The 15,547-nt window shown below is 70.3% G+C and carries 15 protein-coding genes; 6 read left to right on the plus strand and 9 right to left on the minus strand.

Going from position 1 to position 15,547, the window contains the following annotated elements:
- Nucleotides 1-111: 111 nt before the first annotated feature.
- Entirely contained in the window at nucleotides 112-1,548 is a 1,437-nt protein-coding gene (locus ACWGQ1_RS06150) for a cation:dicarboxylate symporter family transporter (RefSeq protein WP_136035048.1), read from the minus strand.
- A gap of 142 nt (nucleotides 1,549-1,690) precedes the next feature.
- On the opposite strand from ACWGQ1_RS06150, the gene ACWGQ1_RS06155 reads away from it, so the two are divergent.
- On the plus strand, nucleotides 1,691-2,974 hold the full coding sequence (locus ACWGQ1_RS06155) for an ATP-binding protein (protein ID WP_452312542.1): 1,284 nt from the start codon (nucleotides 1,691-1,693) through the stop codon (nucleotides 2,972-2,974).
- Entirely contained in the window at nucleotides 2,971-3,663 is a 693-nt protein-coding gene (locus tag ACWGQ1_RS06160; RefSeq protein ID WP_136045655.1) for a response regulator, read from the plus strand. The genes ACWGQ1_RS06155 and ACWGQ1_RS06160 overlap by 4 nt, the downstream gene beginning before the upstream one ends.
- A gap of 55 nt (nucleotides 3,664-3,718) precedes the next feature.
- Here ACWGQ1_RS06160 and ACWGQ1_RS06165 read toward each other — a convergent pair whose 3' ends face one another.
- Together ACWGQ1_RS06165 and ACWGQ1_RS06170 are read right to left on the minus strand one after the other, a co-directional pair.
- Nucleotides 3,719-4,363, minus strand: coding sequence for an FMN reductase (locus tag ACWGQ1_RS06165; RefSeq protein ID WP_136035054.1), 645 nt, complete (start codon nucleotides 4,361-4,363; stop codon nucleotides 3,719-3,721).
- A 1-nt stretch (nucleotide 4,364) separates the two neighbouring features.
- Nucleotides 4,365-5,591, minus strand: a complete 1,227-nt coding sequence (locus ACWGQ1_RS06170) for a CE1758 family FMN-dependent luciferase-like monooxygenase (protein ID WP_452312543.1) — start codon at nucleotides 5,589-5,591, stop codon at nucleotides 4,365-4,367.
- 114 nt (nucleotides 5,592-5,705) lie between these two features.
- Between ACWGQ1_RS06170 and ACWGQ1_RS06175 the strand changes: the two genes are divergently transcribed.
- Both ACWGQ1_RS06175 and ACWGQ1_RS06180 read left to right on the plus strand, forming a co-directional pair.
- A complete protein-coding gene (locus ACWGQ1_RS06175) occupies nucleotides 5,706-6,836 on the plus strand; it encodes an acyltransferase family protein (RefSeq protein ID WP_136035058.1) in 1,131 nt (376 codons plus the stop codon).
- Nucleotides 6,833-7,726 (plus strand): serine hydrolase, encoded by an 894-nt coding sequence (locus tag ACWGQ1_RS06180; protein WP_452312544.1) that lies wholly within the window; start codon nucleotides 6,833-6,835, stop codon nucleotides 7,724-7,726. The genes ACWGQ1_RS06175 and ACWGQ1_RS06180 overlap by 4 nt, the downstream gene beginning before the upstream one ends.
- Before the next feature lie 11 nt (nucleotides 7,727-7,737).
- On the opposite strand, the gene efeB is transcribed toward ACWGQ1_RS06180, so the two are convergent.
- From efeB to efeU, 3 genes are read right to left on the minus strand one after another with little or no spacing between them, the layout of a single operon-like run.
- Nucleotides 7,738-9,045 carry an iron uptake transporter deferrochelatase/peroxidase subunit gene (gene efeB, locus ACWGQ1_RS06185; protein ID WP_136037254.1) on the minus strand — a complete coding sequence of 436 codons (1,308 nt, stop codon included), beginning with the start codon at nucleotides 9,043-9,045 and terminating at the stop codon, nucleotides 7,738-7,740.
- Between the two features lie 22 nt (nucleotides 9,046-9,067).
- Entirely contained in the window at nucleotides 9,068-10,300 is a 1,233-nt protein-coding gene (gene efeO, locus ACWGQ1_RS06190) for an iron uptake system protein EfeO (RefSeq protein WP_452312545.1), read from the minus strand.
- The gene (efeU, locus tag ACWGQ1_RS06195) at nucleotides 10,297-11,238 is read right to left on the minus strand and encodes an iron uptake transporter permease EfeU (RefSeq protein ID WP_136035066.1); all 942 of its coding nucleotides are present in this window, start codon (nucleotides 11,236-11,238) and stop codon (nucleotides 10,297-10,299) included. The genes efeO and efeU overlap by 4 nt, the downstream gene beginning before the upstream one ends.
- Before the next feature lie 173 nt (nucleotides 11,239-11,411).
- Here efeU and ACWGQ1_RS06200 point away from each other — a divergent pair, with 173 nt between their 5' ends.
- The gene (locus tag ACWGQ1_RS06200) at nucleotides 11,412-12,410 is read left to right on the plus strand and encodes an isopenicillin N synthase family dioxygenase (RefSeq protein ID WP_206251380.1); all 999 of its coding nucleotides are present in this window, start codon (nucleotides 11,412-11,414) and stop codon (nucleotides 12,408-12,410) included.
- Between the two features lie 6 nt (nucleotides 12,411-12,416).
- Here ACWGQ1_RS06200 and ACWGQ1_RS06205 read toward each other — a convergent pair whose 3' ends face one another.
- From ACWGQ1_RS06205 to rpsO, 3 genes are all read right to left on the minus strand, one after another.
- On the minus strand, nucleotides 12,417-12,746 hold the full coding sequence (locus tag ACWGQ1_RS06205; RefSeq protein ID WP_136035069.1) for a transcriptional regulator: 330 nt from the start codon (nucleotides 12,744-12,746) through the stop codon (nucleotides 12,417-12,419).
- Nucleotides 12,739-13,608, minus strand: a complete 870-nt coding sequence (locus ACWGQ1_RS06210) for a hypothetical protein (protein ID WP_136035071.1) — start codon at nucleotides 13,606-13,608, stop codon at nucleotides 12,739-12,741. The genes ACWGQ1_RS06205 and ACWGQ1_RS06210 overlap by 8 nt, the downstream gene beginning before the upstream one ends.
- A gap of 169 nt (nucleotides 13,609-13,777) precedes the next feature.
- Nucleotides 13,778-14,047: a 30S ribosomal protein S15 gene (gene rpsO, locus ACWGQ1_RS06215; RefSeq protein WP_055993247.1), complete on the minus strand. Its 270-nt coding sequence runs from the start codon at nucleotides 14,045-14,047 to the stop codon at nucleotides 13,778-13,780.
- A 184-nt stretch (nucleotides 14,048-14,231) separates the two neighbouring features.
- On the opposite strand from rpsO, the gene ACWGQ1_RS06220 reads away from it, so the two are divergent.
- Complete coding sequence (locus tag ACWGQ1_RS06220) at nucleotides 14,232-15,524, plus strand: MFS transporter (protein WP_136037259.1); 1,293 nt, start codon at nucleotides 14,232-14,234, stop codon at nucleotides 15,522-15,524.
- Nucleotides 15,525-15,547: the final 23 nt, after the last annotated feature.

A 15,547-nucleotide genomic window follows, 5' to 3' on the forward strand; every position in this document is an offset into this window, starting at 1 on the left:
CCACGCCTCCAATCCCCTAAGAACGTGACGGGGGGTCCGACGAAGGGGGGGTGGACAGTGGGGGTGAGGGGATTGGGGATAACTGGCCCCCGCATCCCTGTCCCGCCCGTGTCATCCGCCGAGGGCCCGGTTGCGCGCGCGCTCCTCCTTCGCGGACATCTCGGTGACGGCGGCCTCGTGCAGTCCCTGGACGTCGGTGGCCTGCGGGTGCGGCGCCGCGTGGGCGTCCACCCCGTCGAGTCGTGATTCGTCGAACGGCAGCTCGCCGCTCAGGACCCGGCGTACGCGGTCGCGGTCGATCTGCCTGGTCCAGGTGCCGATCAGCAGCGTGGCGACCGCGTTGCCGGTGAAGTTCGTCAGCGCCCGCCCCTCGGACATGAACCGGTCGATGCCGACGATGACGCCGACGCCGTCGACGAGGTCGGGCCGGTACGCCTGCAGCCCGCCGGCCAGCGTCGCCAGGCCCGCTCCCGTGACGCCCGCCGCCCCCTTGCTCGCGATGATCATGAACACCAGCAGGCCGATCTGCTCCCCGATCGACATGGGCTGGCCCATCCCGGTCGCGATGAACAGCGACGCCATCGTGAGGTAGATCGCGGTGCCGTCGAGGTTGAACGAGTAGCCGGTGGGCACGGTGATGCCGACGACGGGCTTGGAGACCCCGATGTGCTCCATCTTCGCGATCAGGCGCGGCAGCGCGGACTCCGACGACGACGTGCCGACGATCAGCAGGTACTCCCTGGCCAGGTACTTCATGAGCGACAGGATGTTGACCCTGGTGACCGCCCACAGGAGCGTCCCCAGCACCACGAGGATGAAGACGATGCAGGTGATGTAGAACGCCACCATCAGGATCCCGAGGCTCCAGATCGCGGCCACCCCCGTCTTGCCCACGACGGCCGCGATCGCCCCGAAGGCGCCGATGGGGGCCAGCCACAGGATCATGCCGAGGATCCGGAACACGAGCTTCTGCAGCTGCTTGACCGCCTCCATGATCGGGGCTCCGCGCTCACCCAGCCCCTGCAGCGCGAACCCGGTGAGCAGGGCGATGAAGAGGACCTGCAGCACGCTCTCGCCCGTGAAGGCGGAGAAGAACGTCGCGGGGATGATCCCGAGCAGGAACTCCTGCGTCGTCGTGGCCTCCGTGGTCTCCGTCTGATAGCTGGCGTTCGCCATGTCGAGCCCGGAGCCGGGGTGGATGATGTTCCCCACGATCAGGCCGATCGCGAGCGCGAAGGTCGACATGACCATGAAGTAGAGCAGCGCGAGACCGCCGATCTTCCCGACCGTCGCCGCCTTCGCGATCGAACCGACACCGACCACGATCGTGCAGAAGATGATCGGCGCGATCATCATCTTGATCAGCGCGACGAATCCCGTGCCCAGCGGTTCGAACCCGCGCCCGACCTCCGGCCAGACCAGCCCGACGACCGCGCCGAGCACCACCGCGATGATCACCGAGACGTACAGCCAGGTGTGGCGGTCCCAGGCCTGCTTGCCTCGCCGCCAGTGGAACCGGGGAAGGGAGAATCCCGTCGTGAGCGCCATGCGTCCTCCTCGTGTCGACGTCGTCGTCCGAGCCGGTGGCCTCTGTGCCCTCGACCCCTTCCACGGTCTCCGCGCTCGCACGACGACGCCATTTGTGGTCGTATTGGTCCCTGCCGGACCCGTCGACGATCGGAGGAACGGGATGGCGCACGCCTCCCCCGGCCGCAGCGCCGCGTCGCGGGTGTTCGCGGCGCTCGTGGTGACCGCCGTGGTCGTCGGCGCGCTCGTCGCGCTGTTCCTCGTGGTGGAGGCGCAGCGTGCCGTCCGCTCCGAGGCCGAACGGCTCACCGCCGCCACAGCCGCCGCCCTCGCCTCCGCACCGGACGTGGTCGCACTGCTCACCCGCGGCGATACGGCGAGCGCGAGCGCGTCGCTCGAACCGTACGCGCTGGAGGTCATCGACAGGGCGGGGTTGGACTTCGTCACGATCATGACGCCGGAGGGTCTGCGCATCACCCATCCCGATCCGACTCAGATCGGCGCGCCGTACCTCGGGACGGTCCCGTCGACCCCGCGCGTGCTCACCGAGGAGTTCCGCGGCACGCTCGGTCCGTCCGTGCGGACGATCGTCCCTGTTGTCGATGATGACGGCACCCTGGTGGGCTGGGTCGCCACGGGGGTGACGACCGAGACCATCTCCGAGACCCTGGTGCGGCGGTTGCCGCTGTCGCTCGCCATCACGGCGGGACTGGTGCTGCTCGGGGTGGGCGGTGCCCTGCTCGCCCGTCGGGTGACGCGGCGGTTCGCGGGCGACCTGCCGCCCGGGGAGCTGCGCGACGCGGTCTCCTCCTATGAGTCGGTGCGCACCCTCGGCGAAGCGCTGCGGGCGCAGACGCACGAGCACGGCAACCGCATGCACGCGGCGGTGGCGCTGCTCGAACTCGACCGCCGCGACGAGGCGATCGAGATCCTCACGCAGACGTCCCGGCAGAGCCAGTCCCTCGTGGACCAGGTCACGGCGCGGCAGCACGGCGACCCCGCGGTGGGCGCACTGCTGCTGGGCAAGGCCGCACAGGCGCGCGAGCGCGGCATCGACTGGCGGATGGACATCGCCCCGGACACCCCGCGCACCCCGCTGGCGCCCGTCGACGCGGTGGCCGTGCTCGGGAATCTGGTCGACAACGCGATGGATGCCGCGGCGGAATCCGCAGACCGCTGGGTGCGGGTGTCGCTGCGGCGCGGCGATCATGGCGGCATCGTGCTGGAGGTGGCGGACAGCGGCCCGGGGATCCCGGTCGATCAGAGGGAGCGGATCTTCGCCCAGGGGTATACGACGAAGCCCGCGGGGCCGCACGGGCGCGGCATCGGGCTGGCCCTCGTCCGCTCCGTCGTGAGGGAGGCCGGCGGGGACGTGACCGTGGCGGGCCCGCCGACGGTGTTCCGGGTGACCCTGCCGTCGGCATCGCCACGCGGGAGCAGGTCGTGATCCGCGTCCTCCTGGTCGACGACGACCCGCTGACCCTCGAGCTGCATCGCACCTACCTCGCGCGGCTGGACGGCTTCGCGGTGGCCGGTGAGTGCACGGGAGCGCGCGCGGCTCTCACGGCCGTGCGCGAGCGACCCGGCGCTGGCGCGTTCGATCTGATGCTGCTCGACGTGACGATGCCGGACGGATCCGGACTGGAGGTGCTGCGCGCGCTCCGCGCGAGCGGTGCGGCGCTGGACGTGATCGCGATCACCGGCGTGCGCGACGCGGAGACGGTGCGGCAGATGGCGGCACTCGGCGTCTTCCACTACCTCGTGAAGCCGTTCGCGTTCGCGGTGTTCCAGGAGCGGCTGGAGCAGTACCGGGCGTATCGTGCCCAGGCGCACGGGACGACGGGCCCGGCGACGCAGGCGGAGATCGACGCGCTGCTGAGTCGGTCGACCGGAGCCATCGTCCTGCCGAAGGGCCTGTCGGCGACCTCGCTGGAGCGCGTGACGGCGGAGCTGCGCGCCCGCGGACCGCTCTCCGCGCGCGAGGCCGCCGAGCGCCTCGGACTGTCACGCGTGGCCGTGCGCCGCTACCTCGAGCACCTGGTCGTCGAGGGCGTGGCGGTGCGCGGTGCCCGCTACGGGACGCGCGGTCGACCCGAGACCGAGTACACCTGGCGGCGGGGGCCGGCTGGGCGGTGACGCGCGCCCCGTCCCCGTGTCTCCACGGGGACGGGGCGCGGACGTCGGCGCGGGGTCACTCGCCCGCGAGACCGCCGAGCATGTGTCCGAACGATCGGCCCTCACCGAGATAGGTCGCCGGGTCGTACGGGTCGACGACCGTGGCCGCCTCGCGGCGGGCGACCGCCTCGGCCAGCTCCCTGGCACCCTTCTCGACGCGCTTGGCGAGCGGGGCCACGTCGTCGCCCGCGCCGCCCCAGTCGCTGGACGCCGCGAACACGCCGGTCGACACGGCCTCCGCATGCAGGTAGGCGAACAACGGGCGGATCGCGTAGTCGATCGCGAGCGAGTGCCGCGGGGTGCCCGCGTTGGCGCCGATCAGCACGGGCTTCCCGGTCAGCGCGTCCGGGTCGAGCACGTCGATGAACGACTTGAACAGGCCGGAGTAGCTGGTCGAGAAGATCGGGGTCACGGCGATCAGCGCGTCCGCCGAGACGACCGTGTTGATCGCGGTCTCCAGGGCGGGCGGCGCGAAGCCCGTCAGCAGGTTGTTGGTGATGTCGTGCGCGTAGTCACGCAGCTCGATCACGTCGACCGTGGCCTGGATGTCGCGCTCGGCGAGCGCCTTGACGGTCTCGGCGGCGAGCCGGTCGGCCAGCATCCGCGTGGACGAGGGGTTCGACAGGCCGGCCGAGACGACGGCGATGCGACGCGTGGTCATGTCAGGCCTCCTTCCGGCCGAGTCCGAACGCGGCACCCGCGGGTGCCGGGGTGTCCTGGTAGGGCGAGTCGCCCGTGAGGTTGTCGCCCCGGTTGGCGCCGGGTCGCGCCTGACGCGTGGGGCCGTCGCCGAACTCGGCCTTCACGCGCGCGGCGTGCGTCGGGGCGTCGGGCACGCCGGCCGGACGGTCCTTCGCGAGCTCCTTGCGCAGCACCGGCACGACCTCGGAGCCGAGGATGTCGAGCTGCTCGAGCACCGTCTTCAGCGGAAGGCCGGCGTGGTCGATCAGGAACAGCTGGCGCTGGTAGTCACCGAAGTGCTCACGCATGCCCGCGTACCGGTCGATGACGTGCTGCGGCGAACCGACCGTCAGCGGCGTCATCTCGGTGAAGTCCTCCATGCTCGGGCCGTGGCCGTACACGGGGGCGTTGTCGAAGTACGGCCGGAACTGGTTCACGGCGTCCTGCGACTTCGCGGCCATGAACACCTGCCCGCCGAGTCCGACGATGGCCTGCTCGCGCGTGCCGTGGCCATAGTGCTCGAAGCGCTGGCGGTACAGCTCGATCAGGCGCTGGTAGTGCTCCTTCGGCCAGAAGATGTTGTTCGCGAAGAACCCGTCGCCGTAGTAGGCGGCCTGCTCCGCGATCTCCGGGGTGCGGATCGATCCGTGCCAGACGAACGGCGGGATGCCGTCGAGCGGGCGCGGGGTCGACGTGAAGCCCTGCAGCGGGGTGCGGAACTTGCCCTCCCAGTCGACGACGTCCTCGCGCCACAGCTTGTGCAGCAGGGCGTAGTTCTCGATCGCGAGCGGGAGGCCCTGACGGATGTCCTGTCCGAACCACGGGTACACCGGGCCGGTGTTGCCGCGCCCGAGCATCAGGTCCATGCGGCCGTCGGACACGTGCTGCAGCATCGCGTACTCCTCGGCGATGCGCACGGGGTCGTTCGTGGTGATGAGCGTGGTCGACGTCGAGACGATCAGCCGCTCGGTCTGCGCGGCCAGCGCCGCCAGGAACGTGGTGGGGCTGGAGGACCAGAACGGCGGGTTGTGGTGCTCGCCGATCGCGAAGACGTCGAGGCCCACCTCCTCGGCGTGGGTGGCGATGGCCAGCGTGGCCTTGATGCGCTCCTGCTCGCTGGGGGTGACGCCCGTGGTGGGGTCGCGGGTGATGTCGCTGACCGACATGATGCCGAACTGCATCGCCTGCGCGCCTGACTGCTCGCTCATGATTGCTCCGTGTTCTCCGAACCCGATGATCGTGCCACCCGGTTCTATTCATTTGAATGTAATCGTGTCAACGCGTGCACGGCAACTTTATTCCCGCGCCTGTAGCCTCGGAGGATGAGCACCACCGGGGCCGACATCACGGGGCCCGCCACCGGGTCCGTCCCGCGGAAGCGCCGGCGCGTGCCGTTCTGGGACAACGCTCGCTACGCGTGCATCGTCCTCGTCGTGCTCGGCCATGCGATCCAGCGGCTCATCTACGACTCCGACATCGCGTTCGCGTTCTACCTCGCGCTGTACGCGTTCCACATGCCGGCGTTCGCGATCATCTCCGGCTACTTCTCCAAGTCGGGCTCGCCCACCAAGACGCAGATGGCCAGGGTGATCACCGACATCGTCCTGCCCTACGTGATCTTCGAGACGCTGTGGACCCTCACCAAGTGGCTCGTCGAAGGTCAGGCCACCCCGAACTTCACCAAACCGAGCTGGACACTGTGGTTCCTCCTGGCACTGGCGATCTTCCGCCTCGTCCTCCCCTACCTCGCGCTGCTGCGCTGGCCGCTGCTGTGGACCGTCGTGATCTCGATCGGCGCCGGCTACCTCTCCAACGTCGACAGCACCTTCTCGCTGTCCCGCACGCTGGGTCTCCTCCCCTTCTTCACGCTCGGCTGGTGGCTGCGCGAGCACGACATCGTCAACCGACTGCGCCTGCTGGACTTCCGCCCCTGGTGGATCCGCGCGGCGGCGATCGGCGTCTTCGCGGCGACCGGGTGGGCCGCCTGGAACTGGCTTCCGCTGTGGCAGGCCGCCGACCTGCGCGAATGGCTGTTCTACGAGGCCTCCTACTCCGACCTGGTCGGCACGCAGTGGTGGGCCGGCGCGATCCGGGTCGCCCTCATGCTGCTCGCCGTCGTCCTGTGCGCGGCGTTCTTCGCGCTGATCCCCCGCGGCTCGTACTGGTGGACGACCTTCGGCCAGTACACGATGTACGTCTACCTGCTGCACTCGTTCGTGCTCTATCCCTTCCGGGAGAGCGGTGTGCTGCGCGACCTCGAGCCGACGTGGTTCTGGCTGCCGCTCGTGACCGCGCTCTCGGTGGTCCTCGCGCTGCTGCTGGCCACCAAGCCCGTGCGACGGCTGTTCCGCCCGCTCGTGGAGCCGCGCCCGCGCTGGCTGTTCTCCGATCCCGAGCTCGCCGCGCGCGAGGGTCGCAGGAACGACCCGACCGGCTCGCGTCGTCCCCGATGAGCGGCGCCCCCGGAGCCGACGCCCTCTCCGTGAAGGACAGCCTGGTCGCGATCATCGAGGACACGGGCTTCCGCGCACACGGCCTCCACGTGCGCGCGGGCGACGGGACCGCCGAGCACCGCTGGGCGCCGGACGTGCGAGAGGACATCCAGTCGGTCGCGAAGGGCGTGTGCGTGCTCGCCGTGGCTCTCGCCGCCGACGACGGCGCGGTCTCGCTCGACGAGCCCGTGGCGCACCTCCTCCCCGATCACGAGCTCGGGCCGGGCGTCGACCGGGTGACGCTGCGCCACCTCCTGTCGATGTCGAGCGGGATCGACCTGCCCTGGTCGCCCACGCTTCTGACCGACTGGCCCGACCTCGCCGCGGAGTTCCTGCGGCGACCCTCCCGCGGGCGCGTCTTCCAGTACTCCAATGCCAGCACCTACACCGCCATGGCGGCCCTCGCCGCGCGCGTCGGCGACGTGGGCGACTACCTCGACGACCGCCTGCTCGGGCCGCTCGGCATTCACGGCGCGCGGTGGACCCGCTGCCCCCACGGCCGCATCGAGGCGGGCGGCGGTCTCGCGCTGCGCACCGAGGAGATGGCGCGCATCGGGCGGCTGATCCGCGACCGCGGCGCGTGGGAGGGGCGTCGGCTCGTGTCGCCGGAGCACATCGATGCGATGCACCGCGACGGCGTCGTCGCCGGCGTGAACCCGGGCTACGACCGCTACGCCCTCGCCGGGTGGGGCGGACCGGGACGGGCCTGGCGGCTGCACGGCGCCTACGGGCAGCTGATGATCTTCCTCGATGACGCTGTGGTGACGATCAGCGCCGAGGACCACGCGGGAGCCGACGCCCTGGCCGCGTCTGTCGTCGAGGTCCTGGAGGCCGCGCGGCTCGCGTCCTAGGGCGGGTCAGGTCAGGTGAAGAGCTCGGCGCCCACGTAGGAACCGGGCTTCGCGCCGGCCGGCACCGCCCAGATCCCCGACCCGACGTGGCGGATGTACTCGTTCATGCGGTCGGTCGCCAGGCGGCGCTGCAGCGTGATGAACTGCGCGGGGTCGCGCTGATACGACAGGAAGAAGAGCCCGGCGTCGAGCCGTCCGAGCGTGTTGTTGCCGTCCACGTAGTTGTAGCCGCGGCGGAGGATGCGCACGCCGTCGTTCTGCGTCGGGTGCGCGAGCCGCACGTGGCTGTGGGCGTCGATCGCGCCGCCGTGGAAGTCGGGCTCGGTGAACTCGTCGCCGCCGGAGAGCGGAGCGCCCTCGCCCTTGTCGCGGCCGATGATGGTGGCCTGCTCCGAGAGTCGCACCCGGTCCCACGTCTCGATCAGCATCGCGATGCGCCGGGCGACTAGGTACGAGCCGCCCGCGAGCCAGCCCGGATCGTCCGCGGCGGAGACCCACACGTGCTCGTCGAGCGCGGCGGTGTCGTCGGCGAGGATGTTTGCGGTGCCGTCCTTGAAGCCGAACAGGTTGCGCGGCGTGGCCTGCGCCGCCGTGGTGCGGGACGTCTTGCCGAACCCGAGCTGCGACCACCGCAGTCGCGCGCGCCCGAACGCGATCCGGCTGAGGTTCCTGATCGCATGCACCGCCACCTGCGGGTCGTCGGCGCACGCCTGCACGCAGAGGTCGCCGTGGGACATCTCGGGGTCGAGGTCGTCGCCGAGGAAGGCGGGCAGCCGCTCCAGCCCTGCGGGGCGCTGCGCCGCGATGCCGTAGCGGTCGCCGGCTTCGTTCTCGAACAGGCTCGGACCGAACCCGATCGTGATGGTCAGCCCGGCGGACGGCAGACCGAGCGCTTCACCCGTGTCGTCGGGCGGGGCTTCCGGGCTGCCGCCGACGGCACCGCTCGCGCTGACCTCGAGTCCCTGCGTGAGGCGCGAGGCCGCGTAGCTCCAGTCCTGGAGCAGCGAGATCAGGTCGTCGCGGTCGGTGCGCGGCATCATGTCGAAGCTCGCGAAGTGCAGGTGGTCCTGCACGGGCGTGGTGATGCCGGCCTGGTGCACGCCGAAGAAGTCGTAGCTGTTCTGCGCGTCTTCGGCGGCGCGGGCGCGTCCGAGCGCGACGCCGCCGGTCAGTCCCGCCCCCAGGCCGACCGCGAGACCTGCGACCCCGCCGCCGACCGCGAGACCGAGCAGTCCGCGCCTGCTCAGCCCCGCGGGAGCGTCGACGCGTGCGGCCTCCGCCCGGTCCTCCGGTTCGCGGATCGGTTCGCTCTCGGTCATGTCCGGCGCCTCTGCGGTCCCGTCAGTCGAGCACCGTCGCGGTCAGCTGCGACAGCGGCTCGGCCAGGGCGTTGATCAGGTCGGTCAGCTCGCGCTTGTCGTCCGCCGTGAGGGTGGCGTACCCGACGAACCCGTCCGCGAGGGAGCCGTGCGTGGCGAGCGACGACTCGAGCGCGGCGTACCCCGACTCGATCTCGTCGACCAGCGCGGCGCCGTCATCGCCCTGCGCCGTGGCGAAGTCCTGCACCAGGGAGAACGCCATCTTGGAGCCTTCGACGTTCGCCGCGAAGTCGAACAGGTCGGTGCCGGACCACCAGTCCTCCTCGCCGGAGATCTTGCCGGTCGCGACCTCGTCGAGCAGCGCGATCGCGCCATTGGAGACACCGGCGATGCCCTGGTCTTCCAGGGTCGTTGTGAAATCGTCGGAGTGCACGTAGTCGTACAGCTCCTGCACGTCGGCGAGCAGCAGGTCGCCGTAGTCGGCGCGTTCCTCGGGCGTGGACGGGGCCCAGCCCTGCCACGCGGGCGTCTGCCCGTCGGCGTTGAGGGCGTCCTGCGCCGGCACCCACAGGTCCTTCTCGATGCGGTGGAAGCCGGTCCAGTCGAGCCCGTCGGCCACGGCGTCGACCTCGCGGAAGTCGATGCGCGGATCGAGGTCGCCCAGCGCCTCGGCCACGGGCTCGATGCGCTCGTAGAAGGCGCGGGTCTGCGGGAACAGCGTGCGGGCGGTCGCGTCGTCGCCGGACTGGTAGGCGGCCACGAGCTCTTCCACCGCCGGCACGAGCTGACCGACCTGATCCTTCACGAACGCCGCGTACAGGTCGACCGCCTTCGTCTTCTGCTCGGCGTCCGGCCCGTCGACGGCCACCGGGTCGCCCGTGACGGTGAAGGCGGCCTTGCCCACGCCGTCGCCCACCATGCCCGGCTTGCACAGCGTGAAGTAGTCACCGGGCTGCACCACGACCGTGAGCGTGCGCGACGCCGCCGGCGCGATGTTCTCGACCTCGCCGACGATGCGCAGGCCGTCGTCCGCGAGCAGGTAGAACTCCGACACCTGGTCGGTGTCGTTCGAGACGTCGAACGTGAGGGTGCCGCTCTCCGCGGTGGCGGCCGAGACCGCGCAGTCGGAGTCGGTGGACGACACGTCGAAGGCGGCCGTAGCCGCGGTGTCCTCCTTCGCGACGCAGCCGCTCAGGACGAGGACGGCTGCGCCGGTCACGGCCAGCACCCCCAGGGACCGGGACGAGATGGTCATGCTGCTCCTTGCTGTGAGAGAGGGGTCGCCTCGGTGCGAGGGCGCGGCGTCGGTGCCGCGGAGCGACGCCGCGGGCGGAGGCCACGCACGTAGAACGTGCCGACGATGGCGAGGTAGAGGACCCAGGCGGTCACCTGGAGCCAGGTCATGGCCGGCATGAAGCCGATGGTGGCCTGCAGCACGGCGGCGAGAGGGCCGCCGGGGGCGATCGCCGACGACACGTCGAAGGCCCAGCCGAACGGGAAGCCGGCCGCCCCCACGGCGACCGCGCCGGTGGCCGCGTCGATCGGCGCGGCGGCCGTGAACGGACCGGGCAGCGCCCCCGCCTCCTGCAGATCCATGACGGCGTACGCGAGCACGCCGGCGGCGACGATCACGAGGAACCCGCCGGTCCAGGCGAAGAACCGGCGCAGGTCGAGGCGCAGCGCGCCCCGCGAGATCAGCCAGCCGAGGGCCACCGCGGCGAGCAGACCGAGCAGCGCGCCCAGCAGCGCGGAGGGCGCGTCGCCGAACGACTGCACCATCGACCACAGCAGCAGGGTGGTCTCGATACCCTCCCTGGCGACGGAGACGAAGCCGATCGCGACGAGCGCCCAGAGTCCGCCCGCGGTGAGCGCACGGTCGACGCCGCCCTCGAGGGTCGCCTTCATCGTGCGTCCGGCCCGCTGCATCCAGAAGATCATCCAGGTGACCATCGCGACCGCGAGCAGGGACAGCCCGCCGCCGATCAGCTCCTGGGCGGTGAACGTGAGCTCGTACGCGCCGAAGGTGAGGACCGCGCCGATGGCCAGAGCGAGACCGACCGCGAGACCGACGCCCGCCCAGAGCTTCGGGAGCGCATCACGCCGGTCGAGACGCCGCAGGTAGGCGACGAGGATGCCGACGACGAGTGCGGCTTCGAGCCCCTCGCGGAGGCCGATGAGGAAGGTGGCGAGCACGGACGGTGTCCCTCTGATGAAGACTGAGGTAAGGCATCCCTTACCAACGAGACTCTAGCACCGCGACACCCGTTCCCCCGACCGGATGACATCCGCCGGTGCCGGGACACCCGCCCGAGTAACGCGACGCAACACTCGCCCGCGGCCCGAGAACCTCGACATACCCTCGGTCCATGGCTGAACTCTCGCTCCCGATCCTTGACCTCTCCCAGCTCGACCAGGGCCCCGAGGCCGCGGCGCGGTTCCGCGACGAGCTGCGTGCCGCGACCCACGACGTCGGCTTCTTCTACCTCACCGGCACCGGCGTCTCTCCCGAGCTGGAGGCGCGCCTGCACCGCGCCGCACTCGACTTCTTCGCCCTCCCCGAAGAGGACAAGCTCGCGATCGAGAACGTCAACAGCCCCCACTTCCGCGGCTACACCCGGGTCGGCGGCGAGCGGACCCAGGGCAAGGTCGACTGGCGCGAGCAGATCGACATCGGCCCGGAGCGCGAGCCTGTGAGCGACGGCCCCGCCTTCAACCGCCTGATCGGCCCGAACCTGTGGCCAGCGGCCCAGCCCGAGCTCCAGGCCGTGGTCGCGGAGTGGCACGACTCCCTGACAGAGATCGCACGCAAACTCCTGCGCGCCTGGGCTGTCACTCTCGGCGCGGACGAGACCTACTTCGACGAGACGTTCCGCGATCCGTCGACCCTGATCAAGATCGTGCGATACCCGGGCACGGACGAGCCGGAACCACAGCAGGGCGTCGGAGCGCACAAGGACTCCGGTGTGCTGACGCTGTTGTGGGTCGAGCCCGGAAAGGGGGGCCTCCAGGTCGAGCGTGACGGCGAGTGGGTCTCGGCTCCCCCGGTGTCCAGCGCATTCGTCGTCAACATCGGAGAGTTGCTGGAGTATGCCACCGGCGGCTACCTCAAGGCAACGAACCACCGCGTGATCTCACCGCGGGCACCCGAGGAGCGCATCTCGATCCCGTTCTTCTTCAACCCCGCACTCGATCAGCAGCTCCCGCTGCTCGAGCTCCCCGCCGACCTCGCCGCTCAGGCGACCGGGGTCACCGATGACCCGGGAAATCCGATCCACGCGACCTACGGCGAGAACGCGCTTAAGTCCCGGCTTCGTGCGCACCCCGATGTCGCGGCGATCCATCACCCCGACCTCGTGACCGTCTGACGGGCGTCACAGTTCCTGCCCGGCACCGAGGGCCACGATCTCACGCAGTGCCTGAAGGTGCGCGGCGAAGGCATCGCGCCCTGCCTTCGTCGAACGCACCCAGGTGCGCGAGCGCCCCCCGACCGCGCCCTTGCGCGCGACCACGTACCCGGCGGCCTGCAGGTGCGCGATCGCCTTGCTCAGGGGCGAGTCGCCGCACTGCAGCATCTCCCGCAGGGCCGCGAAGTCGAGTTCCATCCCGTCGCCCAGTCCGGCCATGAGGGAGAACCGGATGGGCGAGGCAAAGTTGTCGTCCAGCCGCGTGCGCGGGTGTGGGACAGACGCGGGCTCACGCACGTTCGCCGTGCCCCGCGACGAAGGAGACCGCCACGAAGGACGCGAGCACGCCGGCGCCCGCGCACACGCCGACGAGTCCTGCGTTGCCGAGCGATCCGGATCCCAGGACGATGCCGACGGGCATGCAGGCGGCGATGAAGAAGACAGTGATGTGCGGCCAGCGCCAGGACGCGCCGACTGCGGGTAGACCGAAGTCTGAGGCGGAGGCGGCGATCCACCCCACGAGGCACAGCATCACGAGCAGGGTGATGATGCTCCTCAGCACGTCGTCCGGCGATCCTGCGAGCATCGTCAGCACGGCGAACGCGACGCCTATGAGGACGGTGCCCCATCGAAGCCGGTGCGGCAACGAACGGGGAGCCGGACGGGGACGACCCAGGTCGCCCGCAGCCCGTATGAGCCGCGCGACGCCATGCCCTCCGACTCCGACGAGCACCGTGACTGCCGGGATGAGCACCACCCCGACAGGAAGTCGCGTATCGAGAGCAGCGAAGCCGAACACCACGAGCGCACCGATGATGATCGCTGCGCCGCCGACCAGCAGCGGCCACCGCGAACGCGTCATCCGCCACTGCATGCCCGTGCGCTGCGCCATCCCCGTGGACAGCTGTCCCCAGACCAGAAGGGTGAACAGCACGATCTGCGACGCCAGCACGTCGTCTCGCCGGAGAACAAGCGCGAAGGCGACGAAATACGCAGCCATGACCACGGCGTTGCCGATCTGCAGCCGGGCGAGAGCACGTCGGTCGACTGCATGTTCGCGGCGGTCCACCACCGCCTCCGCCGCCTCGAGGTACCGCCGGGCCGTCTCCGAGTCCGGGGGCACCAGAGCGTCCTGACCTGCGATCGGTTTCTGCTCCATGGCGACCTCCCCGCTTTCCACTTGGAAAGCTCCATGACTTTCCTATCGGAAAGTTGCACGGGTGGCAACCAGAGCTACAACACATCTGCACATGACGAAGGCCGCCCCACACCGTGGGGCGGCCTTCTCAAGAATGTTCTGCGCGATTGAACGCTGGGTTCGCTCTGCCTTATCGGCGGAGTCCGAGACGCTCGATCAGCGAACGGTAACGCTCGATGTCGATGTCCTGGAGGTAGCCGAGCAGACGACGGCGCTGACCCACGAGCAGGAACAGACCACGACGCGAGTGGTGGTCGTGCTTGTGCTCCTTGAGGTGCTCGGTGAGGTCCTTGATGCGCTGCGTCAGCATTGCGACCTGCACCTCGGGGGATCCGGTGTCACCGGGGTGCGTCGCGTACTCTTCGATGATCGCCTTCTTGACGTCTGCTTCCAGTGCCATAGATTCGATCCCCTCTCTGCTTGTTGCGCGGCGCCCGACGCCTGATGCGTGAGCTCTCTTTATCCGCGGCCGATCGAACGGCAACCTGACGAGTCTACCAGCCCGGGCGAGCCCCGAGCGACACGGCCGACCGGCGCTCCCGCGCACTCCACTACGCTCGAGGAGTGCGGGAGAGGTGCGTGGCGTGAACGCGGGACGAGGACATCTGATCGACCTGACGCCGCTGCGGATCAGCCCCGCTTTCGCACGCATGTGGATCGGCTCGACGCTCGCGGGCATCGGCGGCCAGCTCACGATCGTCACGGTGATGCTGCACGTGTTCGCCCTCACCGGGAGCACGTTCGCAGTGTCGATGATCGCGGTGGCCGGGCTCCTGCCGATGGTCCTGGCCGGTCTGTACGGCGGCATGCTCGCCGACGCCTTCGATCGCCGTCGCGTCGCCCTCATCGCCGCCACCGTGACCTTCGCCTCCACCGCTCTCCTCGCGGCGCTCACGTGGACCGGTGCCGAGACGATCTGGTGGCTGTACGCGCTGAGCATGATCAACTCGGCCGCCAACTCGGTCGGCATGGCCACGCGCACCGCGATCGTCCCCCGCCTCATCCCCCGCGAACAGCTCGCCGCGGCGTCCGCGCTCAACGGTGTCGCCTTCGGGCTGACGGTCATGGCCGGTCCCGCCCTGGCCGGCCTGCTGGTCGCCCTCACGGGCTACGGCTGGACGTACTCGATCGACGTCGTGCTGATGCTGTCGATGTTCCTCGGCCTGTGGACGCTGCCCTCGGTGCGTCCGGAAGGCGAGATCGTCCGCCCCGGTCTCGCCTCGCTCGTCGACGGCTGGCGCTTCCTCCGCCGCGCGAGCAACATCCGGATGCAGTACGTCGTCGACATCATCGCGATGACGTTCGGCCAGCCCCTCGTCCTCTTCCCCGCGCTGGGCACGCTGCTGCTGGGCGGGGGCGCGGTCACCACCGGCATCCTCACCGCAGCCGTGGCGGTGGGCACCTTCGCCTCGAGCCTGTTCTCGGGCCGGGTCGTGCAGTACCGCTGGCACGGTCGCGGGATCGCACGCGCGGTCGAGGCCTATGGCGCATCGATCCTGCTGTTCGGTGTGGTGCTGCTCGTGGGCGCCTTCTCCTCCCCCGCCGACGAGGACACATCCCACGTCGGACTGATCATCGCCGCCTGCGTGGCCCTCGCGCTGTCCGGCGCCTCCGACAACGTCAGCTCGATCTACCGCAACACGATGATGCAGGCGGCCGTGCCCGACACCATGCGCGGACGCCTGCAGGGGCTGTTCATCGTGGTGGTCGCCGGCGGCCCGCGCATCGGCGCCCTCTACGCCGGCACGCTCGCCACGCTCACGACGCTGTGGTTCCCTCCCCTGCTCGGCGGGATCCTGGTGATCGCGCTGGTCGCGCTGATCGCCGGGCGCAACCGCCGCTTCCGCTCCTATGACGCAGAGAACCCCGAGCCCTGACGGACCCGGGGTTCCTGAAGCCG

Source organism: Microbacterium sp. NPDC055599 (assembly GCF_053618975.1).